Below are 25,703 nucleotides of genomic sequence, written 5' to 3' on the forward strand. Positions count from 1 at the left end.
GGGTGCGGCCGGGGCCCGTGCCACGGTCGGCGCGACCGGGCGGGCCGGCGGCGGGACCGGGAGCGGCGGCAGGACCGGTGCCGGCAAGGTGCCGGGCGGGCGCCGGGGTGCCGGTCGGTGCCGTCGGCCGGGGGGTGGACTGGGAGGCCGGCTGGGGGGTGGGTGCGGTGCTCCCGGTGGCCGGCGGTTCGGCGAGCGCGGCGCGCAGGGCGGCGTCGAGCCGGTCCGCGACGGTGGCCGGCATGGGCGGGACCGGGTCGCCGGCGAGCAGCTCGGTGAGTTCGTCGAACGCGGCGAAGGTGTCGGCGCACTCGGCGCAGCCGGCCAGGTGGTCGTGGAGCGCGGCGGCCTCGGCGGCGGGGAGCAGCTCCTCGTGGAGGTCGGCGAGCTGGTCGGTGCTGGGGTGGTCGGTGCCGAGGTGATCGCCGGCCGGGTGGGGAACGGGCGACGCCGACTCGGCGGGCTCGGACGGCTGGTTCGTCATCGGGTCGTCGTGCCTCCTTCCAGGCTCGGCTGCGGCGCGGGGGTGCTGGGGCCCCGGGATGGGACGGAGCGGGTGCCCGACCGGTTCCCCGGTGGTGCGTCGGCTGCCGGCTCCGGCGGCGGGGTGCCACCCGGCGGTGCTTCGCGCGCCTCGGGGCCACGGGGCGCTGCGCCACCTGCCTCCGTTCCATGCGGTCGCGTTCCACGCGGCTCTGTTCCACGCGGCTCTGTTCCACGTGGCGGTGTTCCACGCGGCTGTGTTCCACGTGGCTGTGTTTCACGTGAAACGGTGCCCCCGGCGCCCCCGCCCGGCGGCGGCTCGTCCGCCTGCCGCAGGTGGCGCACCAGCGGCAGCAGCCGGGCCCGGCCGCGGGCGCAGCGGCTCTTCACCGTGCCGACCGGGACCCCGAGCACCTCGGCGGCCTCGGCCACCGGGTAGCCCTGCATGTCCACCAGCACCAGGGCGGCCCGCTGGTCGGCCGGCAGCTCGGCCAGCGCGGCGGCCACCTCGCGCCGCACCTCGTGCCGGATCACCAGCGCCTCGGTGGGCTCGGCCGGCGGGACCAGTGAGTCCAACCGCCCCGGCTCGTCGCCCAGCGGGTCGGTGCGCCGGCTGGTGACCCGCCGCCCTCGGTCCAGGCACGCGTTGACCACGATCCGGTGCAGCCAGGTGGTGACGGCGGAGCGCCCCTGGAAGGTGTGCGCCGCGCGCAGCGCCGAGACCAGGGCGTCCTGCAGGGCGTCGGCGGCCTCCTCCCGGTCGCCGAGGGTGCGCACCGCGACGGCCCACAGGCGGTCCCGGTGGCGGCGCACCAGCAGCTCGAAGGCCGTCCGGTCACCGGCGACGTGCCGGGCCAGCAGCTCGGTGTCGCTCGGCTCGGTGTCGCTCGGTTCGGCGGCCGTGGCGCCGGAGCCGCCGTGGTCGGTCGCCTCCCCACTGCCGGGCGGCGTTGGTCGTGCCGGTCCTGCCATCTGCCTGCCCCTCGGTGTGCGGCGCGGCGCAGCGACCTCGGTCGCGGGCCGCCCGGGGACGGCCGGCTGCCGGGGTCAGCCGGTGACCTTGATGCTGCTCACCTGGCCGCGGTAACTGCCGCTCCCATCCTTGGGGAGGCTGGTCAGCCAGATCAAGAGGAAGCGGGTGGTGACCGGGGAGCCGAGGGCGAACTGGACCGACTCCCCGTTGCCGTTGGCCACCGGCGCGCCGAAGTCGGAGAACTGGGTCGGAGCCGTGTCGCCCGCGGCGCTGGGCACGTGCAGCTCGGCGGTGGTGCCGCCGATGAACTGGACCGCCACCGAGCCGACCGGCTGGGCCGAGCCGAGGTCGACCAGCAGGCCGGTGCCGTGCCCGATGGTGCTCAGGTCCTGGTAGTAGCCGTCCGTCGACCAGGCGGCGCCCGGGGCGCCGCTGTTGATCTGGGAGAGCAGGTTGGTGTGCATCGGCCCGCTGCCGAACGGGTTGAACGACTGGATGGTGCGGATCGGCAGCGGGGTGGGGCCGGGCGCCGGGGAGGTGCTCGCGGCGGCCGAGGTGCTGGCGGTGCCGCCGCCGACCACCTGCTTGTCGCTGCCGGCACCGAGCTGGCCGGCCACCTGCCAGGAGCCGTAGCCGATGGCCGCCAGCAGCACCACCGAGACCGTCCACTTCAGCACCCGGACGGCCCGGCGCGGCCGGCGGCGGGGGGCGGGGCCGGGCGCGCCCGTCAGGTGCGGGGCGACACCGGTGAGGTGCCCGTGGCCGGGGCCGTGCCCGTGGCCGGGCGCCACCGGTCGCAGCGCCTGGGTGCGCTGGGCGGCGCCGCGGTCCGCGGCGGCCCGGTCCGGAGCGGGGTAGCGCGGGACCGGTCGCTCCAGCACCGCGGTGGCCTGCTCGGGCTGGCGGATCCGGGGCAGCTTGGCGACCTCCTTGGCCAGCGCGGCCGGGCTGCCGATCGGCGTCCCCCGGTGCGGCGGCGGGGCGCCCAGGGCCCGCACGGCCAGCTCGGCCAGCCCCGGGTGCACGTCGCCGCGCAGCGCCATCGGGGCGGGCAGCCCGCTGTCCGCGGGCAGGCCGGTCAGGCCGTAACGGTCCTCGGGGTGCGGCCAGCGGTGGGTCAGCGCCGCGTAGAGCAGGGTGCCGATCGCCCGGGTGTCGGCCAGTTCGGCGTCCTGGTCGGGCAGCCCGCGCAGCGCCGCGTCCACCGCGACGCCGTTGATCCGGTACTGGCCGGTGTCGGTGCGCAGCACGCAGCGCGGGGTCAGCCGCAGATGGGCACGGCCGCTCTGATGGGCGGCGGCGACCGCATCGCTGACCTGACGGACCAGCTGGTAGGCCTCGTACGGGGTGAACGGGCCGTCCGCGAACAGGGTGGCCAGGTCGGTGGCGCCGGGCAGCCACTCGCGGATCACGTAGACCAGCTCGCCCTCCTCCACCGCGTCCAGCACCTGCACGAAGCGCGGGTCGCCGAGCAGGGCCGCCGAGCGGGCCGCGGCGAGCACGGCAGCCGCCCGCCGGCTGCCGGCCGCGAGCAGGTGCACGCCCACCGCGCGGCGCAGCTTCTCGTCCACGGCGCGCCAGCTGCTGAACACCTCGGAGCGGGAGATGCACTCCTCGAGCCGGTAGCGGTCGGCGATGGTGTCGCCGAGCGCGCGGTCCGGCACCGGGAGGTGCTCGGGGCGCGGGTCTGCCGGGTCTGCCGGGTCCGCGGTGTCGTCGTCGCCGTCCGGCGTGCCCCCGGCGGGCTTGGCGCCGAGCTCCATGGTGGTCTCCGCGCCGCCCGGGGCGGGCAGCACCTGGGTGGCCGCCGACGCGCCGTCGATGCCGCCCGGCTCCGGGCTGCTCTCGGGGGCCGGCCGGTCGGCCAGCTCGGCCGCGATCTCGGCGGCGGAGAGCGGCGCGGTGATCTCGCCGGTCGCCTCGCCGGTCGCCTCGCCGGCCGTCTCGTCGGGAGCCCCGGCGGCCGGCGGGCCGGCGGCCTTGGCGGGCGGTCGGGCCGGGTGCCGGGCGGCGCCGCGGTCGACGACTGCCTCGGCGCGATCCTTGGTGCGATCAGCCACCGTCGTCCAGCCTCCCCTTGTAGCGCCCGGTGCGGCGCCCCCGCCGAGCCCGGGAAGCGGGCAGGCGAAGACCCGGGTCTGCAGACCAAGTCGTTCGAGACAATTGTGCCCACTCTTCCCACCGGAGTACGACCGCTTACGCGGCCATCCGGTTCCGCCGAGGCCCGTTCCGCTCAGTAGGTGGACAAACTGATGCCAGGTCAGTGGCCCAGTCGGGTACGGACCATGCCGAGCACCGCGTTGAGTTCCTCGATCCGCATCCGTCGGGCCAGCGTCAGGAAGACCGTCAACTGCCCCGCACCGGCCAGCAGCACGGCGAGCACGCTGCCGAACCAGCCGCCGACCAGGTCGCCGACCAGCAGCGCGACCACGAAACCGGTCAGGGCGGCGGGCAGGCAGGCGATGGCCAGCCGGACGTAGGTCTTGGCGATCCGTCCGGTGTCCAGCCCGCCGATCCGCTGCTTGAGCTTGGGCACCGCCACCAGCACGCCCACCAGGTAGGAGGCGCCGTAGCCCAGCGCCATCCCGGTCACCGCCCACTGGGCCGGCAGCAGCAGGTAGCAGAGCAGCGCGCTGGCGGCCTGGGTGACGGCGACCCAGACGGTGTTGGAGAACGGGGTGCGGGTGTCCTCGTAGGCGTAGAAGCCGCGCAGCAGCACGTACTGGACCGAGTAGGGGATCAGGCCGAGCGCGAAGGCGGAGAGCATGAAGCCGACCGCCGTGGTCCCGTGGGCGGCGCTGCCGCCGTTGCCCAGGCCGTAGATGGCGCCGCCGATCTGCGGGCCGAGGGCCAGGAAGAGGAAGGCGGCGGGCACGATCGCCACCGCCGAGGTGCGCAGCCCGTAGGAGAGGTCGTCGCGCACCGCCCCGGCGTCGCCGTCGGCGGCCGAGCGGGCGAGCCGGGGCAGCACCGCGCTCATCACCGAGACGGTGATCACCGCCATCGGCAGCTGCCAGATCAGCAGGGCGTTGGAGTAGGCGGCCAGGCCCACGCCCAGGTGGCCGGCCGCGGCCGCCCGGCCGCCGGCCGCGGTGGCCAGCTGGGTGACCACCAGGTAGCCGGCCTGGTTGGCCAGCACGAAGAGGAAGGTCCACTTGGCGAGCCGGGCCGCCTTGCCCAGGCCGTGCCCGCGCCAGTCGAAGCGCGGCCGGAACCGGAAGTCGGCGGCCCGCAGGTACGGGACCATCGCCAGCGCCTGCACGGCCAGGCCCAGCAGGGTGCCGATGCCGAGCAGCCGCAGGCCCTCCGGGCTGACGGTCGCCGGGGTCACCCGGCTGTGCTGGAAGGTGCCGAAGACCCACAGGTACATCGCGAAGGTGAAGATCACCACGACGTTGTTGAGCACCGGCGTCCACATCATGGCGCCGAACCGGCCGCGGGCGTTGAGGATCTGACCCATCACCACGTGCACGCCCATGAAGAAGATGGTCGGCAGGCAGTAGCGGGCCAGTGCCACCGTGGTGTCGGCGCTGGCGGTGCCGCTCATCAGCGAGTGCGAGATCAGCTGCACGAGCAGTGGGGCGGCCAGCACGGCGACGAAGACCACACCGGCCAGACCGGTCATCACCAGGGTGAGCAGCCGGTTGGCGTAGGCGGTGCCGCCGTCCTCGTCCTGCTTCATGCTGCGGACCAGCTGCGGGACGAAGACCGCGTTGAGCGCGCCGCCGCCGATCAGGATGTAGAGCAGGGTGGGCAGGGTGTTGGCGGCGGAGTAGGAGTCGCCCATGGTGCCGACGCCGATCGCGGCGGCGATCACCATGGTGCGCAGGAACCCGGTGGCCCGGGAGACCAGGGTGCCGGCGGCCATGACGGCGCTGGAGTTCAGCAGGCTCGCGACCTTGGCCACGCCGCCCGCCGGTGACCCCGGGCCCCCGGGCCCGCCCGGCTCCCCGGGGTCCTCGGGGTCCTCGGCGTCCTCGCCGTCCTGGTCGGCGGCGGTGCCCGCGCGGCCTTCGTCGTCCCGGTCGCCCGCCCGGCCGCCCGGCTTCCCGGGACCGGTCGGCACCGGGCGCTGCAGCTCGGCCTCCTCAGCGGTGAGCGGCGGGTCGAACTCGATCACCGGGAGGCCGGACCGCTCCGGGGCGGTGGCCACCGCGGTGGTGCCGGCGGCGGCGGGCGGGGCGAGCAGCGCGTCCACCCCCAGGAACTCGGCGCCCTCCGGGTCGGCGGCGGGCTCGGGCGCCGGGTCGGCGGCGGCCCGCAGCCGGGCGGTGGCGCGCGCCCAGCGGGAGGCGGGGACCACCGGCTCGGCGAGGAGCGGTTCGGCCGGCGGTTCGGCGTGCTCCCGGGGCTGCGCGGGCAGCGGGTCCGCGCCGTCCGCGGCATCGGACCCGGACCCGGACCCGGCCCCGGTTCTGGCACCGGCTCCGGCCCGGGGCGCGGGCGGCGGGACGGGCGCGGCCGGCTCGGGGTCGGCGAACTGGTCGTAGGGGTCGGACCCGTCCGCGGCGGCGTAGGCGTCGGCGGCGAACGGGTCGCGGGCGAAGGTCTCGGTGAGGTACCAGTCGGATTCGTCGGCCGCTGCCGCGGCTGCCGAGGCCGGTGCGCGATCGTCGCCGTTGCGCGGTGCCTTCCCCTGCTGCCCGGCAGGGGGGACCGCCTTGCTCCGCTCGGTCATGCCACCTCATCGCTGGTCGGATCCGGCCGTCTCGCCGAGACCTACTGTCTCATCACAGCGGACCCGATCCCGGCTTTCGACGCCGTCCGCTAGGGGTGCGCCGCAGCCCCTTCCGGCGTCGGTCGGCCATCCGGTTCGTCCGGATTCGTCCCCGGCTCCGCGGCCTCCGGTCCGGTGGCCGCCGCGGCCGGGTCCTGCGGGCCGTCCGGGTCGGTCAGCGGCGCGTCCGGGTCCTCGTCCGGCTCGCCCTTGCGCTTGCGGCGCTGCAGGAAGAACCGCAGCCCGGCCAGCAGCACCAGCGCGGTGCCGGCCCCGACCACCCACCAGACCCCGTTGGGCACCTGGCTGACCTCGACGGTGAACTTCCGCTCCTCGCCGTACGGCTGCGCGTCCGGGCCGGTGGTCCACAGCTGCGCGGTCATCTGGACCGGGCCGTTGCCCTGCGCCTGGGCGAGGAACTTGGGCGAGGCGCTCTGCGCCGCGTTGAGCATGATGTCCTGCTGCTTGCTGACGTTGAGCCGGTAGGGCTGGCTGGACGTCAGGTGCAGCTGCAGGTTGGTCACCGGCTGGGTCAGGTCGTTGCGGACGCTGACCTGGATCAGCCCGGAATCACCCGCAAGCGTGATCTTGCTGCTCTTGACCGGGATGCTGACCGCGTTCTGCAGCTCGGTCAGGTACTTCTCCATGTCCTTGCGGTACTGCGTCCCGGTCGGCTCGTTGCCGCGCCAGGCGGTGGAGACCGAACGCAGCATCGCGGCGCCGAACGGGCTGCTGACCCGGCTGGGGGCGGTGAGGATCCGCAGCAGCAGCTCCATCTCCTGCTGGGTCTGGGCGACCTTGGCGAAGCCGTCCGAGGGCAGCTCGCCGGAGCGCAGCGTGCTCGGGTAGCCGTCGCCGGGGATCGTGGTGCCGGCGGTGCCGGGGTCGGGCGCGGTGTTGGTGACGGTGTCCAGCGAGACCGAGGTGAGCCACTGGTTCTGCGCCTTCGCCAGGGTGTCCGCGATCAGCTGCGCGGTGTCCGCGGAGAGCGTGCGCGGCGGCATCACCACCAGGGTCCGCTGGCTGTTGGGGCGCTCCCGGGTGACCGCCAGGGTCTCGGCGAGCAGTCGCTGCTCGGCCGCCGACCTGGCGCCGGGCACGCTCGGGTCGTAGGACTGCAGCACGTCCGCGATGGTGCTGTCGGCCACCACGGCGGTCTGGCCGTTCGGCAGCGGCCGGGCGGCGTTCGGCGTGTAGTTGAGCGAGCGCGGGTCGGTCACGCTGGCGCTGCTGACGATCACCCGGGAGCCGCCGAGCTGCTGGGCGACCTGCGCGGTGGGCTGGTCCAGGTAGCCCTGGTAGGGCCAGGCGACGTCGTCCTGCGGGTCCACCGAGAGCCGGCCCTCGACGGTCAGCTGGCCGGCCTGCTGGGCCTTGGCCAGCACGGTGTTCACCCCGGGCAGGTTGCCGCCGTTGTGCGCGATGGAGGCCAGGTCGGGGTCGCCGTAGGGCAGCGCCACCACCTCGTCGCCGTTCTTGGTCACCGCCTCGCGCAGCTGGTCCAGCCACTTGCTGGCCACCGCCTGCCCGGTGCCCGCGGTCGTGGTGCTGCTCTGGGCCGTGTCGCCGCTCTTGCCGGGCAGCTGGACCCGGTAGGGCTTGGTCATCGCGTAGACCGCGTCCAGCAGGTCGGGGTCGATCACCCAGGTCAGGCCGGGGATGTTGGAGCCGATGTCGAGCAGCTTGCCGAGCCGCCCGTTCGGCTGCAGCTCGCCCGCCAGGCTGTCGTCGCGCAGCACCGGGATCTGGTTCTGGTTCTGGTCCTGGTCCGGCATGGTCTGGGCGACCAGCTCGGGGGCGTGGGTGAGCGGCCAGAGCGTGGCCACCTGGGTCGGCTGGGTGTCGGGGGTGCCGCTCGGGAAGTACGGCAGCAGGGTGCGGCCGATCCCCACCTGGTGCGGGGTCGAGTCGTCGTCGGTGCCGGCCTGGACGGCCACCGCGAGCTCGTAGACGTCCGCCTGCGGCAGCTTCAGGTCCGCCTGCGACACCTGCGGCAGGGTGAACGAGACGCTGGCGCCCGGGGCCAGGTCGCCCAGGTTCGCCACCGGGGCCGGCAGCGGCTGGCCGTCGGCGCTGTCCGGGTCGGTGCGGGTGGTCAGTGCGGCGATCGCGCTGCGACTGCGCAGCGGAGACTTGCCCTGGCCCAGCTCCAGGCCCACCTGGGCGCCCTTGAGCCGGCTCTGGCCGGTGTTGGTGATGGTGCCGCTCACCGTCAGCGGGTCGCCGGCGGCCGCACCGGGCTGCTGGACGGCCGAGACGGAGACCGCGACCGGGAAGTCCGGCGAGACGGTGGCGTAGTCGGGCGGGGTCCCGCCGGCGGCCGCGGCCGGGCCGATGGCGGTGCCGAGCAGGGCGAGCGCACCGGCGAGCAGGGTGGTCGAGCGCAGGGCCCGGGGCAGTCGCCGGGTGACCGGACGGGGCCGATCGAGGCCCTCGGTGTGCCGTGCTGGCTCGCCCACGCGCTTCGTCCTCGCCGTTCTGATCGCGGTCGTCTTCGCCCCGGTCCGCGCAGCCGCGACGACACGCGGCTCGGGCTCGCACCCGCAGCGGACCAGCAGTCCCACCGGCATGGTAACGACGCCGGCCGCATCCCAGTGTTGCGGGCCGGGAAGTGGGGCCGGGGTACGGGGCGCATGAGAGTGCGCTGAAAAAGGGGGCGGCAGTGCGGCGGCCGGGGCACGTACCCTTGTGTGCCGTGTCCAACGCCAATGAGTCCGCCGCCAGCCGTCCCCCCGCCCTCCCCGTTCCGGGCTCCGCCGCCCCAGCCGCGGTCACCGCGCTGCCCGGCCTGAGCCAGGCCCAGACGCTGGGACTGCAGGAGCTGCTGCGGGTCTCGCCGGTCGCGGACGAGATCGCCCGCCGGTTCCAGGCGGCCGGCTTCCGGCTGGCCCTGGTCGGCGGCTCGGTGCGGGACGCGCTGCTCGGCCGGCTCGGCAACGACCTGGACTTCACCACCGACGCCCGGCCCGGGCAGGTGCTCAAACTGGTCAGGGGCTGGGCCGACGCGGTCTGGGAGGTCGGGATCGCCTTCGGCACCGTCGGCGCCCGCAAGGACACGCCCGACGGCAGCTTCCTGATCGAGATCACCACCTACCGCAGCGAGGCCTACGACCGCAGCTCGCGCAAGCCCGAGGTGACCTTCGGCGACACCATCGAGCAGGACTTGGTGCGCCGCGACTTCACGGTCAACGCGATGGCGGTCGACCTGCCCGGGCGCGGGTTCGTCGACCCGCACCACGGGCTGGACGACCTGGAGGCCCGGGTGCTGCGCACCCCCGCCACCCCGGAGGAGTCCTTCTCCGACGACCCGCTGCGGATGATGCGCGCCGCCCGCTTCGCCGCCCAGCTGGACTTCACCCCGGCCCCCGAGGTGGTCACGGCGATGACCGGGATGGCCGAGCGGATCACCATCGTCTCGGCCGAGCGGGTGCAGGCCGAGCTGAACAAGCTGCTGCTGGCCAAGCACCCGGTGAAGGGCCTGCGGCTGCTGGTCGACACCGGCCTGGCCGACCACGTGCTGCCCGAGCTGCCCGCCCTGCGGCTGACCGAGGACGAGCACCACCGGCACAAGGACGTCTACGAGCACTCGCTCACCGTCCTGGAGCAGGCCATCGACCTGGAGCAGGACGGCCCCGACCTCACGCTGCGGCTGGCCGCGCTGCTGCACGACATCGGCAAGCCGCGCACCCGCCGCTTCGAGTCGGACGGTCGGGTCTCCTTCCACCACCACGAGATGGTCGGCGCGAAGATGACCCGCAAGCGGATGCGGGAGCTGAAGTACTCCAAGGAGCTGATCGACGACGTCTCCCGGCTGGTGGAGCTGCACCTGCGGTTCCACGGGTACGGCGGCGGCGAGTGGACCGACTCCGCGGTGCGCCGCTACGTCACCGACGCCGGCCCGCTGCTGGAGCGCCTGCACAAGCTCACCCGTTCCGACTGCACCACCCGGAACAAGAAGAAGGCCGCCAACCTCTCGCGCACCTACGACGGCCTGGAGGAGCGGATCGACCAGCTGAAGGCGCAGGAGGAGCTGGACGCGATCCGGCCCGCGCTGGACGGCAACCAGATCATGGAGCTGCTCGGGCTCAAGCCCGGGCCGGTGGTCGGCAAGGCCTACAAGCACATGCTGGAGCTGCGCCTGGAGGTCGGCCCGATGGAGCACGAGCAGGCGGTGGCGGCGCTGCACGAGTGGTGGGCCCGGGAGCAGGGGGCCTGACCGCCGGCGCGAAGGCGCACGGAGGCGAGGACGACAGGACGCGGGGGGCTCCCGGGCGGCACGCCCGGGAGCCCCCTCGCGTTGCGGGTGCGGCCCGGCCCGGTCAGACGCTGGAGCCCGAGGAGCCGGTGGGGGTGCTGCCGCCCGAGGTGTCGTCCGGCGTGCTGCCGGGGGTGGGCGCGGCGCCCGGGGTGTTGGCGGCCAGGCAGAGCACGAAGCTGTCGGACGCGTCCTTGTGCTGGTACCAGGAGGTGGCGGCCGGGTACAGGGAGCAGGCGTTCGCCGGGTCGTCCATGCTGACGACGCGGCCGAGCACCTGGTACTGGGCGTGCTTGTCGGTGCAGGGCACCACCACCACGTCGGGGCCGGTCTCGGCCTGGGTGGCCACGCCCTTGAAGTTGCTCAGGCAGTCGCCGCCGTTCGCCTTGAGCACCGAGGTGCCGGCCACCGTGTCGCCACCGCTGCCGCCGGCGAGCAGCACTACCGGCAGGGTGATCGCGGTGACCAGCGCGGCCACCGGCAGCAGCAGCATCCAGATCGCGCCGCGCTTGGTCAGCGGCTTGCCCGGGTCGAGCTGCGGGCCGTGGGTGCCCGGGACGGGCTCGGGCAGCCGGCGGATCTTCTGGTAGGCGGAGCGGGTGCGCAGCAGCGCGATCAGCGTGAAGAGCGGCGACAGGTAGGCCCACCAGCCGCGCAGCAGCGTGTACTGGGACAGGTGGCGGACCGTCGCGGTGCCGCAGACCCGGCAGTAGGGGCCGGGCTGGCGCAGGAAGCGCATCACCACGACCAGGCCCTGGTGCCCGTGCACCGTGGTCTCCACGGCGGGCATGCCGCCGCAGACCCGACAGGCGGGGGTCGCCGGCTGGTAGCCGTAGCCGTAGTCGTAGCTCACCGACGGGGTCGGGGCGGCGAACGGGTTCGGCGGGGCGGGGGCGGCGAACACCGGAGCGGCGGTGGGTGGCGCGGGGGCGACCGGCGGGGCGGGCGGCGTGGCGAAGACGGGCGGCGGCATGGTGGGGGCCGGGGGCACGGGGGCGGCGGCGACCGCAGGCTCGGCGGCGGGGGCCTGCTCCGGTGCGGTCGGCAGCACGGCGGTGGGGGCGTCCTTGGGCAGGACGGCGGTCGGCGCCTCGGAGGCGGGGGGCTCGCTGCCGGGGGCCTGGTCCGCGGGTTCGGCCGGGGGCTCGTCCTTGGGCTCGGTGTCGGCGGCGGGTGCGAGGGGTGCGGCGAGCATGAAGGAGGTGGGTGCCTCCTTGGTGGCGGGGGCCGCGGCGGGCTCCTTCGCGGGCTCCTCGGCAGGTGCGAGCGGTGCGGCCAGCATGAAGGAGGTGGGCGCCTCCTTGGTGGCGGGCGCCGCGGCGGGCTCCTTCGCAGGCTCCTTGGCGGAAGCCAGTGGTGCGGCGAGCATGAAGGAGGTGGGCGCCTCCCCGGTGGCGGCGGCTGCGGTCGGCACCGCGTCCTCGACTGCCGGTCCGTCAGACGGTGTGTCCGCCTTGGGTATGACGACCGTGGCCTCGTCGGCCGGGCGGGCGTCGCGCTGGGCTTCCGGTGCCTCGGCCGAGGCGTTCGGGTCGGACGGGTTCGGCGACTGATGCGGATTGCTCACAACGGCTCTCCGGGAACGGCGCGACGGCCAAGGGCTGGCGGGAAGTGGAGCGATGGTGGAGCAGCGGTGGCGCGATGGTGCCTGGGTAATCTAGCGATTCGTACGCCCCGGGGGTACCTGGCCCGGTCAGGCCGGCCACCGGGCGTAGAGCAGCGCGCTCGCCGCGTAGACGGCGGCCACCCCGAGCAGCACGCCCGGCGAGTGCCCGTCCAGCGGCAGCACCAGGGCGGTGACCCCGGCCGCGGCGACGAACGCGACGTTGAAGAGCACGTCGTAGAGGGCGAAGACGCGGCCGCGGTAGTCGTCCGCGACCGACTCCTGGACGATGGTGTCGGCGCAGATCTTGCTGCCCTGGGTGACCACCCCGAGCAGCAGCGCGGCGGCCATCGCCGGCGCCTCGGCGAACGGCAGCCCGAGCGCGGGGACGAAGAGGGCCGCCGACCCCAGGCAGAGCACCATCCACCGGGTCAGCCCGAGCCGCCGGGTGAACCACGGGCTGATCACCGCGGCCAGGAAGAAGCCGACCGCCGAGCAGCCGAGCGCGGTGCCCAGGGTGGCCAGCCCGGCCCGGGTGTCGGTGGGCGGGTTGAAGGTGTAGCGGGAGAGCATCAGCACGGTGACGATCAGTACGCCGTAGCAGAACCTGGCCGCGGTGACCGCGGCCAGGGCGGACACCGCGGGCCGGCTGTCCCGGGCCAGGTGGCGCAGCGCGTCCAGCAGGTCGCGGCCGGCCCGGCCGAGGGCGGCGCGCAGCTCGGGGCGGTCGGGATGGTGCTCGGGGCCGAGCAGCGAGGGGGCCATCCGCTGCGCGGCCAGCGCGGCGGAGAGGTAGAGCAGCGCGGCCACCGTGACCAGGGCGGCGTCGGCGGTGGCGCCCGGCGGCAGCACCTGGTGGACGAGGAACCCGGCTCCGCCGCCGCAGGCCGCGGCCACGGTGCCGGCGGTGGGGGAGAGTGCGTTGGCGGTGACCAGCTGGGCGGGGGAGACCACCCGGGGCAGCGCGGCGGACAGGCCGGCCAGGATGAACCGGTTGAGCGCGGTGACCAGCAGCGCGGAGGCGAAGAAGAGCCACTCGGGCGCGTGGCCGAGCAGCAGCGCGGCGGTGCCGAGACCCAGGCCGGCGCGGGCCAGGTTGCCCAGGTGCAGCACCTGGCGGCGGCGCCAGCGGTCGAGCAGCACCCCGGCGAACGGGCCGACCACGGAGAACGGCAGCAGCAGCACCGCGAGCATCGAGGCGATGTCCGCGGGGGAGGCCTGGCGCTCCGGGGAGAAGATCACGTAGGAGGCGAGCGAGACCTGGAAGACCCCGTCGGAGAGCTGCGAGAGCAGTCGGACGGTCAGCAGTCGGCGGAAGTCGCGGGTGCGCAGCAGTCCGCGCAGCGTGGCCCGGTCGGCGGGCGGGGTGCTGGTGGCCGGGGCCGGCCTACGGGTGATCGCCACCAGGCCAGGGTGTCATGACGAAGGCCGATGTTTCACGTGAAACATCGGCCTTCGTGGGGCTGACTGAGCCTCAGGAACTCAGGTCAGCGAAACGCTGCGCTCAGTGCTCAGCGCTCAGCTGGAACAGTCGCGAACCTCGCTGCGCTCAGCGCTCGACCTCGCCGCGGATGAACTTCTCCACGTTCTCGCGGGCCTCGTCGTCGAAGTACTGCACCGGCGGCGACTTCATGAAGTAGGAGGACGCGGAGAGGATCGGGCCACCGATGCCGCGGTCCTTGGCGATCTTCGCGGCGCGCACGGCGTCGATGATCACACCGGCCGAGTTCGGGGAGTCCCAGACCTCGAGCTTGTACTCCAGGTTCAGCGGAACGTCACCGAAGGCGCGGCCCTCGAGGCGGACGTAGGCCCACTTGCGGTCGTCCAGCCAGGCCACGTAGTCCGAGGGACCGATGTGGACGTTCTTGGCGCCCAGGTCGCGGTCCTTGATCTGCGAGGTGACGGCCTGGGTCTTGGAGATCTTCTTGGACTCCAGGCGCTCGCGCTCGAGCATGTTCTTGAAGTCCATGTTGCCGCCGACGTTCAGCTGCATGGTGCGCTCGAGGATGACACCGCGGTCCTCGAACAGCTTGGCCATCACGCGGTGCGTGATGGTGGCGCCGACCTGCGACTTGATGTCGTCACCGACGATCGGCACACCGGCCTCGGTGAACTTGTCGGCCCACTCCTTGGTGCCCGCGATGAACACCGGCAGGGCGTTCACGAAGGCGACCTTGGCGTCGATGGCGCACTGCGCGTAGAACTTGGCGGCGTTCTCGGAACCCACCGGCAGGTAGCAGACCAGGACGTCGACCTGGCGGTCCTTGAGGATCTGGACGACGTCGACCGGGGTCTCGTCGGACTCCTCGATGGTCTCCCGGTAGTACTTGCCGAGGCCGTCGAGGGTGTGGCCGCGCTGGACGGTGACGCCGGTCGGCGGCACGTCGCAGATCTTGATGGTGTTGTTCTCGCTGGCGCCGATGGCGTGCGCCAGGTCCTCGCCGACCTTCTTGGCGTCGACGTCGAACGCGGCGACGAACTCCACGTCACGGACGTGGTACTCGCCGAACTGCACGTGCATCAGCCCGGGGACCTTGCCGGCCGGGTCGGCGTCCTTGTAGTACTCGACACCCTGCACCAGCGACGCGGCGCAGTTGCCCACGCCCACGATGGCTACGCGAACCGAACCCATTTCCGGTTGCTCCCTGTGATCTCGTGAGGCCCACCGGAGACGGCGGCCCTCGTCCTGCTTCTCATCTGACTCATCGACGGGCGCACTGCGCCCACTTCCGCCGCGTGGCACAGGGCAGACGCGGCGGCGGCACTCCTAGGCGGAGCGCCCCGGGCGGTCGTGCGGTGGCCGGAGCGGATCGGGGGATCCGCCCTCGTCGCCACGGCCGTCCGAAGACTGTGCTGTCGCGGCTCTGCCCGGCGGGGCGGTGACCCGCCCGGTCCGGTTGGTCCGCTCGGTCTCGATCAGCTCGTTCAGCCAGCGGACCTCGCGCTCCACCGACTCCAAGCCGTGCCGTTGCAGTTCGAGGGTGTAGTCGTCGAACCGCTCACGGGTGCGGGCGATCGAGCTGCGCATCCGCTCCAGCCGTTCCTCCAGCCGGCTGCGGCGCCCCTCCAGGACGCGCATCCGGACCGCTCTGTCGGTCTGGCCGAAGAAGGCGAAGTGCACCCCGAAGTGCTCGTCCTCCCAGGCGTCCGGGCCGGAGTCGGCGAGCAGCTCCTCGAAGCGCTCCTTGCCCTCCGGGGAGAGCCGGTAGACGATCTTCGACCGCTTCCCGTTGAGCGCGGTGGCCGGCACGTACTGGGTGTCCGGGTTGTCCTCCACCAGGAAACCCTGGGCGACCAGGCTCTTCAGGCAGGGGTAGAGCGTGCCGTAGGAGAAGGCGCGGAACGAGCCGAGCAGCACGTTGAGCCGCTTGCGCAGCTCGTAGCCGTGCATCGGAGCGTCGTGCAGCAGGCCGAGGACGGCGAACTCCAGCACTCCCGAGCGCCTGCTCACGCGGTCCGGCCTCCCTTCCGACCTGCTCCCTGCGGTACCCCGCAACCGGCTATGCCGCTGCGATGTATCGACTCGATATATCGAGAACGATAGGCCTGGGTCACGATTGGGGCAAGAGGGGCACGGGTGAATGTGATCACAAGAGTCCGAGATGTCCGTCATGGGGTCCCCGATCGAGGCCCCCGGGCGGCCGGAACCGCGGCCCGGCGGGCCGTCCCGGCGGCGCTCCGCGAGCCGGGATCGAGCGGGCGTCAAGGCCAACTCGGGGTTTCTTGGCAACGGGCATGTAATGATCTGCCGGGCTTTTGCGGAGTTAGGGACGATATGCCCGATTGATGCCTCATCAGGCATGCGTACGCTGTCGCGTGTGCACGAGGACCACCACCGGGGCGGCGGCCTGAACAGGGCCTAGGGCGGTTGCGGGCATAGGAAGTGGACCCTCGCCTACAGGCGTTCGTGCCTGGCCTAGGAGTTACTGGACTATGAGCGAACACCGGCGCCGGCAGCCCAACGCGGGCGGCGGCGAAGAGCCGCCCGGCCGATCGAGCGGCCAACGCCCGTACGCCTACGGCAACCCGCCCGAGGGTGCGCCCAGCTACGACCAGCCGGGGCGCCCCCGCCCGAACCGGGCCGCCGGTCGCGGCCCGCAGGCCGTGCGGGAGACCGCCCAGCAGCCGCGGATGACCCGGGCCGAGATGCGCAAGGCGGCCCAGAAGCGCGGCGGCCGCGGCGGCGGTGCCGGTGGTGCCGGTGGCGGCGGCCCCGAGGGGCCGGGCCGGGGGGGTCGCGGAGCCGGTGGCAAGCCGCCGGGCAAGAAGCGCTTCATCGACTACCCGCGCTTCGGCAAGCGCGGGGTGCGCCGCTGGCTGCCGTCCTGGAAGCTGGTGCTCTCGCTCTTCCTGCTGTTCTTCGGCGGTGGGGTGGCCGCGGTCGGCACCGCGTACGCGATGACGAACGTCCCGCAGCTCAAGTCCCTGGTCAACGACCAGAACAACATCTACTACTGGTCCGACGGCAGTGAGATGGCCCGGACCGGCAGCACCAACCGGCAGATCGTCCCGATCGACCAGATCAGCCCGAACGTCCAGAACGCGGTCATCGCGGCGGAGAACGAGACCTTCCGCACCGACAGCGGCATCGACCCCAAGGGCATCGCACGCGCGGTGTACAACATGGCCTCGGGCCAGTCCACCCAGGGCGGTTCGACGATCACCCAGCAGTACGTGAAGAACGCCTACCTGACCCAGAGCCAGACCTTGACGCGAAAGCTCAAGGAGTTCTTCATCACGCTCAAGATCAACCAGAAGATGTCCAAGGACGACATCCTCGACGGCTACCTGAACACCAGCTGGTTCGGCCGCGGTGCCACCGGCATCCAGGCGGCCGCCCGCGCCTACTACGGGGTGGACGCCAGCCAGCTGACCCCCTGCCAGTCGGCGATGCTGGCCGGTCTGCTCAAGGGCGCCGGCTACTACGACCCCTCGCTGAGCGCCGGCAACCACCAGCGGATGTTCGGCACCCCGACCGACCCGGCCAGCGGCCGCTGGGAGTGGATCCTGGGCAAGATGGTGCACACCAAGGCCATCACCCAGGACCAGATGGACCAGTGCGAGAAGGCCGGCCTGCCGGAGCCGATCAAGCAGCAGCCCTCCAGCAGCATGAACGGGCAGGTCGGCTACATCGTCCAGCAGGTCAACGGCTACATCGAGTCCAAGGACCCGACGATCACCGAGGCCTCGCTGGCCCGCGGCGGCTACAAGATCTACACCACCTTCGACAAGGACAAGGTCAACAAGCTGTCCCAGGCCGTCGCCACCGTGAGCCAGCAGAACCTGGACCCGGTGAAGCGTCCCAACACCGACACCTTCGTCCAGGTCGGCGCGGCCTCGGTGGACCCGACCACCGGCGCGCTGGTGGCCATCTACGGCGGCCCCGGCATGGACAAGGGCCAGTGGAACGACAACGCGGACACCGCCGGTGTCCCGGTCGGTTCGACGTTCAAGCCCTACGTGCTCGCCACCGCGATGCAGGTCGGCCTGCAGACCCAGACCGGGCCGGACGGCAAGCCGCTGAAGCTCAACGAGGACAGCCGCTACAACGCCGACGACATGAGCACCATCCGCAAGCCGGACGGCTCGCTGGTGACCAACCAGGACGGCACCCCGTTCAAGCAGAAGAACGACGAGAAGGGTCCGCAGGGCTACGTCACGCTGCGCGACGCGATGATCAACTCGTTCAACGTGCCCTTCGTGCAGCTGGGTGAGGACGTCGGCGGTCCGAACGTGGCCAAGATGGCCAACCAGATGGGCCTGAGCATGAACTCGATGCCGAACCAGAACACCGCCTCGTTCGCGATCGGCACCTCGACCCCGAGCGCGATCCAGATGGCCGCCGGCTACTCGGTCTTCGCCGCCCGCGGCATGCAGACGGACGTCTACTCGGTGACCAAGGTGGAGTTCAGCGGCAGGCAGCTGAGCACCATCAGCAAGCCGGTCACCAAGCCGGTCCTCGAACAGGCGGTGGCCGACAACATCACCAGCGTGCTGCAGGACGTGGTCCAGAAGGGCACCGGTACCAAGGCCAAGGCGCTCGGTCGCCCGGCGGCCGGCAAGACCGGTACCACCGACAAGGGCACCTCGGCCTGGTTCGACGGCTACGTCCCGCAGCTGACCACCGCGATCACCATGTTCCGCGAGGACCCGAACCACGCGGGTCTGCAGTCGCTGACCGGTACCGCCGGCTTCGACGAGTTCGCCGGCGGTACCCTGCCGACCGAGATCTGGACCACCTACATGCAGGCCGCGCTGGCCGGCACCCAGCCGCAGGACTTCCCGACCCCGGCACCGGTGAACACCGAGGTCGACGAGTCCGGTGCGCCGAGCACCGCCTCGCCGTCGCCCAGCGCCTCGGCCAGCGCCTCGGCCTCGGCCTCGGCCAGCGCCTCCCCGAGCACCGCGGCCCCGACCACCGCGGCGCCCACCACCACGGCCCCGACGCCCACCGGCGGTCCGGAGACCTGCCTGCCCGGCATCGACTGCGGCGGCCAGCCCACCCCGACCAAGAGCACCGGCGGCAACGGCGGCGGCAACAACGGTGGTGGCACCGGCGGCGGCTGCACCATCGGCGGCATGTTCGGCAGCTGCCCGACCGACACCAGCACGCCGACCTCGACCCCGACCAAGGGGCGCGGCAACGGCGGCGGTGGCAACGGCGGTGCCGGTGGGACCACCCCGACGGCGACCGCGACGGGTGGCCCGACCGCGGCGGCCACCGGCTGACCGGCGTCACCCGACCGGCCCCGGCCGGTCACCCGCACGGCCGTTCCGAGGGCGGCCCCGCAGCAGCGGGGCCGCCCTCGGGCGTTCGCGGCACGGGGCGCGGCCGCGGGAGGGGTCCTCGTCCGATCAGGGCGCGTGCGGCAGTATGTCCGCCATGACGTCCAGCACGCGCGACGAGTCGCCCACCGCCGATCCGGGGCCGGCGGCGGCCGAGGGCCCGCTGCCCAACACCGTGGTCGTCCCCGCGGACGAGGACCCGGTCGCCGCGGCCGGCAGCGAACTGCTCGGCGGTCCGCCCGGGCGACGGGCGCTGCTCGGCGTCTCCTGGTGGGTCCCGGCCCGCTTCCTGGCGCTCGCCACCGTGCTCACCTACCTCGTCGGCATGGTGCAGAAGCTGCCCTGCTACACCAGCGGCTGGTTCTACGGCGCCACCGCGCAGTACACCCACGCCTGCTACAGCGACATCCCGCACCTCTACACCGCGCGCGGCCTCTCCGACGGGCTCTACCCGTACCTGGACATGCTGCCCTCGCCCACGCCGGACATGAAGTACCTGGAGTACCCGGTGCTCACCGGCGGCTTCATGCAGATCGCCAGCTGGCTGACGCCGACCGCCGGCACGATCCAGTACCGCGAGCAGTGGTTCTGGATGGCGAACGCCGGGATGCTGCTGGTCTGCGCGGTGGTCACGGTGATCGCGCTGACCCGCACCCACCGCCGCCGCCCCTGGGACGCGCTGCTCTTCGCCCTGGCCCCCTGCCTGGCGCTGGACGCCACGATCAACTGGGACCTGCTCGCGGTGGCGCTGACCGCCGTCGCGATGGCCTACTGGTCCGGCCGCCGGCCGGTCGCCGCGGGCGTCTTCATCGGCCTGGCCACCGCCGCCAAGTTCTACCCGCTGCTGCTGCTCGGCCCGCTGCTGGTGCTCTGCTGGCGCAGCGGCCGCTGGCAGGAGTTCGGGCGGGCCGCGCTGGGCGCGGTCGGCGCCTGGCTGCTGGTGGACGTCCCGATCATGATCGCCAACTTCGACGGCTGGGCCACCTTCTACGGGTTCAGCCAGAGCCGCAAGGAGGACTTCGGGTCCTTCTGGATGATCCTGATGCAGGACCGGAACGAGTCGCTGGCCGGCCTCAACACCTGGATCGGCGCGCTGCTGGTCGCCTGTTGCCTGGCGGTCGGCTGGCTGGCGCTGTCCGCACCGCGCCGGCCGCGCTTCGCCCAGCTGGTCTTCCTGGTGGTGGCCGCCTTCGTGGTCACCAACAAGGTGTACTCGCCGCAGTACGTGCTCTGGCTGATCCCGCTGGCGGCGCTGGCCCGGCCGCGCTGGCGGGACTTCCTGATCTGGCAGGCCTGCGAGGTGCTGTACTTCTTCGGCATCTGGTCCTACCTGGACTACATCAGCGATCCCAAGCAGCACGGCATCGGCCAGGACTGGTACCACTTCGCGATCATCCTGCACCTGGCCGGCACGCTCTACCTGGCCGGCATGGTGGTGCGCGACATCCTGCGCCCCGAGCACGACCCGGTGCGCTGGGACGGTAGTGACGACCCGTCGGGCGGCGTGCTCGACCTGGCGCCGGACGTCTTCGTGCTGGGCGCCGCCCGACGGCTGCAGTGGGAGCAGCCCGCGGTCGCCGGGCCGGTGGACGCGGCCGACTGGCTGGTGCCGGACCAGCAGGTGGTGGACGCCCGGCCGGCCGCCTCGTCCGAGAGCGCCTGAGGCCGCCGGCTCCGAGAGCGTTCGAGGCCGCCGGCGGAGCGCCGGCCCGGGCCGGGCCGGCCATGCTGACCTGGGCCGCTGACCTGGGCCGCTGACCCGGGCCGCGGGCCCGGGTCAGCCGCAGCGGTCCGCCACCCGGTCGAAGCGCGTGGTGGTGTGCCGCACGGTGACCGGCAGTTCCTCGCCCACCGCGGGCGGGGCGGTGCCGCCGGGCAGGAAGACGATGCTCACCTGCATGTGCGGCGGCTCGGCGAACCAGAGCTGGCGGCCCTGCCACTGGAACGGTGACAGGCTCCGGTTCAGCGTGGCCAGCCCGGCCCGGGCGATGCCCTTGGCCCGGGGCAGCAGGCCCTTGACGTACTTCGGCGCCTCCAGGCCGATGCCGTGCGCGGTGCCGCCGGCGAGCACCAGCAGGTGCCCGTCCGAGGGCGCCCGGTGCTGGCGGTAGCCGTACCGCTCGCCGCGGCGCAGCGCGGCCACGTCCAGTACGGTGGCGGCGGCGGTCAGCGCCCCCACGTCGCCGAGCCAGAGCCGGGTGCCGATCCGGGAGCGGAACTCGGTGCCGGGGTGGTGCTCGCGCAGGGCGGTGATGCCGGCCGAGCCCAGGTGGCTCAGGTAGACCCGGTCGGTGGGCAGGCCGGCCGCGGCGATCGCCGTCACCCAGTCGGTCACCTCGGCCACCGGGTCGGAGCGGTCCGGGCGGTCCAGCGGCAGGTGCAGCGCGAAGCCCTCGACGGTGGCGCCGCCGGCCCGCGCCGCCGCGGCCAGCTCGGGGAGCTCGGTGCGCGCGATGCCGTGCCGGCGCATGCTGGTGCGGCACTCCACCACCGCCCGCCCGCCGGTCAGCGCGCCGAGCGCCGCCACGCTGCCGACCGTGCGCAGCACCCGCTTCTCCCAGAGCGCCTCCGGCACGGCCGGCTCCGGGGCCGGCTCGCCGGCCCGGTACGGGGTCAGCACCAGCACCTCGCCCGGGTAGCCGCCGCACCCCTCGGCGTCACGCAGCACCTCGGCGGCCTCCGCCGGGGTGCCCACCGCCAGCTCGCCGGTGCCCAGCAGCGCCGCCTCGCGGGCCAGCCGCAGGTGGCCGAAGCCGTAGCCGTTGCCCTTGGCGACCGGCACCAGGCCGGGGAACTCGGCCAGCAGGGTCCGCTGATGGGTCCGCCAGCGGTCGGTGTCGACGTAGAGCGAGAGGGTCATCGGGGCTCCGGAGGTGGTGCGGGGCGGTGCGGGGTGCCGGGGTGTGCGGGGCGGCGGCGCGCTCGGGGCGCCCGGGCGTCGCGCCCGCGGCCCGGGTCAGCGCCGCGACATGTAGAGGTCGAGGGCCTTGTGCAGCAGCCGGTTCAGCGGGAAGTCCCACTCGCCCAGGTACTCGGCGGCCTGGCCGCCGGTGCCCAGCTTGAACTGGATCAGGCCGAAGAGCGGGTCGTCCTCCTCCAGGGTGTCGCTGATCCCGCGCAGGTCGTAGACGCCCGCGCCCAGCGCGTAGGCGTCGCGCATCATCCGCCACTGGATCGCGTTGGAGGGCTTCACCTCGCGCCGGTGGTTGGCCGAGGCGCCGTAGGAGTACCAGACGTGCTCGCCGACCGTGAGCATGGTGGTGGCGGCCAGCGGCTCGCCGTCGTGGTAGGCCAGGTAGAGCCGCATCCGGTTCGGGTCCTCGGAGTTCAGCGCCTGCCACATCCGCTGGAAGTAGCCCAGCGGGCGCGGGGTGAAACGATCACGCTCGGCGGTGACCACGTAGAGCCGGTGGAAGACCGCCAGGTCCTCGTAGCCGCCCTGGACCACCTCGACGCCGCTCTTCTCCGCCTTCTTGATGTTGCGCCGCCACAGCTGGTTGAAGCCGCGCTGGATGTCGTCCAGCGAGCGGCCGGCCAGCGGGACCTGGAAGACGTAGCGCGGCTGCACGTCGCCGAAGCCGGCCCCGCCGTCCTCGCCCTGCAGCCAGCCGGAGCGGCGCAGCCGCTCGGCGATGTCGAAGGCGTGCGGCTCGTACCAGTCGGGCTCGATGTCGCGCAGCCGCTTGGCCTGCCCGCCGCCGACCGCCTCCTTGATGGTGGTCGACTCCCAGCGGCGGATCACCACCGGCGGGCCCATCTTCACCGAGAACGCGCCCTGCGCCTTCAGGTGCGCCAGCATCGGGCGCAGCCAGCGCTCCAGGTCCGGGTCGAACCAGTCGATCACCGGCCCCTCGGGCAGGTAGGCCAGGTACCGCTTGAGCTTGGGCAGCTGGCGGTAGAGCACCAGACCCGCGCCGACCACCTCGCCGGAGGCGTCGATCCAGCCGATCGACTCGCTGCGCCACTCCGACTTCACCTCACCCCAGGCCGGCACCTGCATGTGGCTGGCCGAGGGCCGGGTGCGCAGGAAGGCGAGGTGCTCCTCACGGGTGATCGTCCTCAGACGCAGGCTCATGCTCGGGATGCTCCTTGGGGTGGCTGGTGGTGGGGGTGCCCCGGTGGTGCCGGGCCGGTGGGCGAATATCTATGGCTCTGTGACCCTATCGCCCGAATGGTCCGTTTCTGTCTGCCCGCGCGCGGCGCGCTGACGGAACCCTAGGGCTCTGCCGGCCGCTGGTGCCGGAAGACCGTGAACGGCGCTCTCCACAGGGAGAGCGCCGTCGCGTGCGCCGGCTGCGAGCCGGCGGGCGATCCGCCCGTCCGGCCCGCACCGCGGGCGGCCGCCGGAGGCCGGCTAACCGACCAGACCGCCGTGCGCCAACCCCACGCCGAAGCCGAAGGCCGCCGCGGCGAGCGTGATCACCAGCACGAACCGCTCGGCGGTGGTGACCGAGATGAACTGGCCCCACAGCCCCGTGACGATGCCGGCCAGGCCGGTCCAGGAGCTGAGCACGTGGAGGCTGTGGGCGAACGAGGTGCTGAAGGCCACCAGGCCGAGGATGACGGTCAGGCCGACCAGGGTGTTCTCCCTGGGGTGCGGGTGGCCGTCGGTGTTGAGGGTGAACGCGGGGAGTCGGCGGACGGTCTGAGCCATGGGACCCACCTCCTGCGGAGCGAGCGCGATGTGTGAACCCGTTCTGCCCAGATTGCGCCGTGCTGGACCGCACGGCAATCGATGGGTGTTTTGTTCGTCCGGATGGGTGCGGGTAGGCTGGGCGATCTGCACTGGTGCATCTGTGCTCTCGCCTGCCCGCTCGCGGGTCCGTGCCCGTCCCGGGCCTGGCGGGGCCTGCGTTGTCAGACCTGGTCACTACGGTGGATCCGCGAGGTTCCCCGCGGTCGGCACGGCTCCAGTGCCGACGCCGTACAACCCTCCTGCCACGGAGAGACCGTGGCCGCTGAGTCCAAAGGAGGTGGGTTTACCCATGCGTCACTACGAGGTGATGGTCATCCTCGACCCCTCGGTCGAGGAGCGCGCTGTCTCCCCCCTGATCGAGAACTTCCTCAACGTCGTCCGCACCGGCGGTGGCACCGTTGAGAAGATCGACACCTGGGGTCGTCGTCGCCTGGCGTACGAGATCAAGAAGCAGCCCGAGGGGATCTACTCGGTCATCGACCTCAAGGCCACGCCTGAGGTCGTCAAGGAGCTCGACCGCCAGATGTCGCTGAGCGAGTCGGTTCTGCGGACCAAGGTCCTGCGCCCGGACACCCACTGAGTCACCTTCGGGACCACTGAGGTCCCGGTGGCTCGCGTCCGATGTTTCACGTGAAACATCGCTGAACGGAACTCCTCCTCCCGAGAGGTCAGCACACCATGGCAGGCGAGACCGTCATCACCCTCGTCGGCAATCTCGTCGACGACCCCGAGCTGCGTTTCACCCCCTCGGGTGCGGCGGTCGCGAAGTTCCGCATCGCGTCCACTCCCCGCACCTTCGACCGTCAGACGAACGAGTGGAAGGACGGCGAGAGCCTCTTCCTCACGTGCAACGTCTGGCGTCAGCCGGCGGAGAACGTGGCCGAGTCGCTGCAGCGTGGCATGCGCGTGATCGTGCAGGGCCGACTGCGCCAGCGGTCTTACGAGACCAAGGAAGGCGAGAAGCGGACGGTCTTCGAGGTCGAGGTCGACGAGGTGGGCCCGAGCCTGCGCTCGGCGACCGCCAAGGTGACCCGGGCCAACCGCTCCGGCGGTCCTGGCGGTGGCGGCGGCTTTGGTGGCGGCGGCCAGCAGGGCGGCGGCGGCCAGGGTGGCTGGGGCGGCCAGCAGGGCGGCGGCAACTGGGGTGGCAACTCCGGTGGCGGCCAGTCCGGCCCGTCCGACGACCCGTGGGCGTCCAGCGCTCCGGCCGGCGGCAACCAGGGCGGTGGCTGGGGTGCCCCGTCCGGTGGCGGCTTCTCGGAAGAGCCTCCGTTCTAAGAGCTGACAGATTTCGTGCGACCCGGGGCGCCCGCACCTGGTGCGGGTCCCGGATCGTGATCCTATTTGGAGCACACCATGGCGAAGCCGCCTGCTCGCAAGCCGAAGAAGAAGGTTTGCGTCTTCTGCAAGGACAAGGTCAACTACGTTGACTACAAGGACACGAACCTGCTGCGGAAGTTCATCTCCGACCGCGGCAAGATCCGTGCCCGCCGGGTCACCGGCAACTGCACCCAGCACCAGCGTGACGTCGCCACGGCCGTGAAGAACAGCCGTGAGATGGCGCTGCTGCCCTACACCAGCACCGCGCGCTAAGAGAGGGTGACCGAAGAATGAAGATCATCCTCACCCACGAGGTCCCCGGCCTCGGTGGCGCCGGCGAGATCGTCGAGGTCAAGGACGGCTACGCCCGTAACTTCCTGGTTCCGCGTGGCTTCGCCATCCGCTGGACCAAGGGCGGCCAGAAGGACGTCGACGCGATCCGTCGCGCTCGCAAGATCCACGAGATCCAGACCATCGAGGCGGCCAACGAGGTCAAGGCCAAGCTCGAGGGTCTGCAGGTCAAGCTGGCCGTTCGCTCCGGCGACGCCGGCCGCCTGTTCGGCTCGGTGACCCAGGCCGACGTCGTCGAGGCCGTCAAGGCCGCCGGCGGCCCGGTGGTGGACAAGCGCGCCGTCGCGATCGCCTCGCCGATCAAGACCGTGGGCACCCACAAGGTCTCGGTCAAGCTGCACGCCGACGTCCAGGCCGACCTCGACGTCGCCGTCGTCGCCGGCTGAGTTCGCTCGCGTCAGCTGCGCGAAGGGCCGGCCTCCCGTTCGGGAGGCCGGCCCTTCCGTTTTTCCACGGCTCGGGGCTCGCGGCTCAGGCGGTGTCGGTGTCGATGTCGGTGTCCCGCGGTCCGCTGCTCGC

General features: G+C 72.9%; 17 protein-coding genes and 2 pseudogenes. 7 read left to right on the top strand and 12 right to left on the bottom strand.

All coding sequences use genetic code 11. The annotated features are described in order from the left end of the window. The 5 genes and pseudogenes from ACQRUO_RS15725 to ACQRUO_RS15745 form a co-directional block, all read right to left on the bottom strand. Positions 1-484 (bottom strand): annotated as a pseudogene (locus tag ACQRUO_RS15725) (hypothetical protein); the annotation flags it as partial. A 170-nt stretch (positions 485-654) separates the two neighbouring features. Beyond that, positions 655-1,455: pseudogene (sigM, locus tag ACQRUO_RS15730) on the bottom strand (RNA polymerase sigma factor SigM); the annotation flags it as partial. Between the two features lie 75 nt (positions 1,456-1,530). Beyond that, positions 1,531-3,516: a protein kinase family protein gene (locus ACQRUO_RS15735; RefSeq protein WP_428316524.1), complete on the bottom strand. Its 1,986-nt coding sequence runs from the start codon at positions 3,514-3,516 to the stop codon at positions 1,531-1,533. A 200-nt stretch (positions 3,517-3,716) separates the two neighbouring features. Next, the gene (murJ, locus tag ACQRUO_RS15740; RefSeq protein WP_428316525.1) at positions 3,717-6,134 is read right to left on the bottom strand and encodes a murein biosynthesis integral membrane protein MurJ; all 2,418 of its coding nucleotides are present in this window, start codon (positions 6,132-6,134) and stop codon (positions 3,717-3,719) included. A gap of 89 nt (positions 6,135-6,223) precedes the next feature. Beyond that, on the bottom strand, positions 6,224-8,632 hold the full coding sequence (locus ACQRUO_RS15745; RefSeq protein WP_428316526.1) for a hypothetical protein: 2,409 nt from the start codon (positions 8,630-8,632) through the stop codon (positions 6,224-6,226). 320 nt (positions 8,633-8,952) lie between these two features. Here ACQRUO_RS15745 and ACQRUO_RS15750 point away from each other — a divergent pair, with 320 nt between their 5' ends. Then, a complete protein-coding gene (locus tag ACQRUO_RS15750; protein ID WP_428316561.1) occupies positions 8,953-10,389 on the top strand; it encodes a CCA tRNA nucleotidyltransferase in 1,437 nt (478 codons plus the stop codon). Between the two features lie 103 nt (positions 10,390-10,492). Here the strand turns inward: ACQRUO_RS15750 and ACQRUO_RS15755 are convergent, their stop codons facing one another. The 4 genes from ACQRUO_RS15755 to ACQRUO_RS15770 form a co-directional block, all read right to left on the bottom strand. Next, positions 10,493-11,995 (bottom strand): LppU/SCO3897 family protein, encoded by a 1,503-nt coding sequence (locus tag ACQRUO_RS15755; RefSeq protein WP_428316527.1) that lies wholly within the window; start codon positions 11,993-11,995, stop codon positions 10,493-10,495. Positions 11,996-12,121: 126 nt separating this feature from the next. Beyond that, positions 12,122-13,435 (bottom strand): MFS transporter, encoded by a 1,314-nt coding sequence (locus tag ACQRUO_RS15760; RefSeq protein WP_428316528.1) that lies wholly within the window; start codon positions 13,433-13,435, stop codon positions 12,122-12,124. A 145-nt stretch (positions 13,436-13,580) separates the two neighbouring features. After that, a complete protein-coding gene (locus tag ACQRUO_RS15765) occupies positions 13,581-14,663 on the bottom strand; it encodes an inositol-3-phosphate synthase (protein WP_428316529.1) in 1,083 nt (360 codons plus the stop codon). Between the two features lie 135 nt (positions 14,664-14,798). Further along, complete coding sequence (locus ACQRUO_RS15770) at positions 14,799-15,482, bottom strand: PadR family transcriptional regulator (RefSeq protein ID WP_428316530.1); 684 nt, start codon at positions 15,480-15,482, stop codon at positions 14,799-14,801. Positions 15,483-15,964: 482 nt separating this feature from the next. Between ACQRUO_RS15770 and ACQRUO_RS15775 the strand changes: the two genes are divergently transcribed. Together ACQRUO_RS15775 and ACQRUO_RS15780 are read left to right on the top strand one after the other, a co-directional pair. Continuing rightward, a complete protein-coding gene (locus tag ACQRUO_RS15775) occupies positions 15,965-18,760 on the top strand; it encodes a transglycosylase domain-containing protein (RefSeq protein WP_428316531.1) in 2,796 nt (931 codons plus the stop codon). A 154-nt stretch (positions 18,761-18,914) separates the two neighbouring features. Further along, complete coding sequence (locus ACQRUO_RS15780; protein WP_428316532.1) at positions 18,915-20,480, top strand: glycosyltransferase family 87 protein; 1,566 nt, start codon at positions 18,915-18,917, stop codon at positions 20,478-20,480. Positions 20,481-20,594: 114 nt separating this feature from the next. Here the strand turns inward: ACQRUO_RS15780 and ACQRUO_RS15785 are convergent, their stop codons facing one another. From ACQRUO_RS15785 to ACQRUO_RS15795, 3 genes are all read right to left on the bottom strand, one after another. Further along, positions 20,595-21,677 carry an alanine racemase gene (locus ACQRUO_RS15785; protein WP_428316533.1) on the bottom strand — a complete coding sequence of 361 codons (1,083 nt, stop codon included), beginning with the start codon at positions 21,675-21,677 and terminating at the stop codon, positions 20,595-20,597. Positions 21,678-21,773: 96 nt separating this feature from the next. Then, entirely contained in the window at positions 21,774-22,892 is a 1,119-nt protein-coding gene (locus tag ACQRUO_RS15790; RefSeq protein ID WP_428316534.1) for a lipid II:glycine glycyltransferase FemX, read from the bottom strand. Positions 22,893-23,171: 279 nt separating this feature from the next. After that, a complete protein-coding gene (locus ACQRUO_RS15795; RefSeq protein ID WP_428316535.1) occupies positions 23,172-23,471 on the bottom strand; it encodes a hypothetical protein in 300 nt (99 codons plus the stop codon). 331 nt (positions 23,472-23,802) lie between these two features. Here ACQRUO_RS15795 and rpsF point away from each other — a divergent pair, with 331 nt between their 5' ends. From rpsF to rplI, 4 genes are all read left to right on the top strand, one after another. Further along, the gene (rpsF, locus tag ACQRUO_RS15800; RefSeq protein WP_327067976.1) at positions 23,803-24,093 is read left to right on the top strand and encodes a 30S ribosomal protein S6; all 291 of its coding nucleotides are present in this window, start codon (positions 23,803-23,805) and stop codon (positions 24,091-24,093) included. A 98-nt stretch (positions 24,094-24,191) separates the two neighbouring features. Continuing rightward, positions 24,192-24,791 carry a single-stranded DNA-binding protein gene (locus ACQRUO_RS15805; RefSeq protein WP_428316536.1) on the top strand — a complete coding sequence of 200 codons (600 nt, stop codon included), beginning with the start codon at positions 24,192-24,194 and terminating at the stop codon, positions 24,789-24,791. Between the two features lie 78 nt (positions 24,792-24,869). After that, entirely contained in the window at positions 24,870-25,106 is a 237-nt protein-coding gene (rpsR, locus tag ACQRUO_RS15810) for a 30S ribosomal protein S18 (protein WP_030304537.1), read from the top strand. A gap of 17 nt (positions 25,107-25,123) precedes the next feature. After that, a complete protein-coding gene (gene rplI, locus ACQRUO_RS15815; RefSeq protein ID WP_428316537.1) occupies positions 25,124-25,570 on the top strand; it encodes a 50S ribosomal protein L9 in 447 nt (148 codons plus the stop codon). Positions 25,571-25,703 lie beyond the last annotated feature (133 nt).

Source organism: Kitasatospora sp. LaBMicrA B282 (assembly GCF_050325825.1).
GTDB lineage: Bacteria > Actinomycetota > Actinomycetes > Streptomycetales > Streptomycetaceae > Kitasatospora.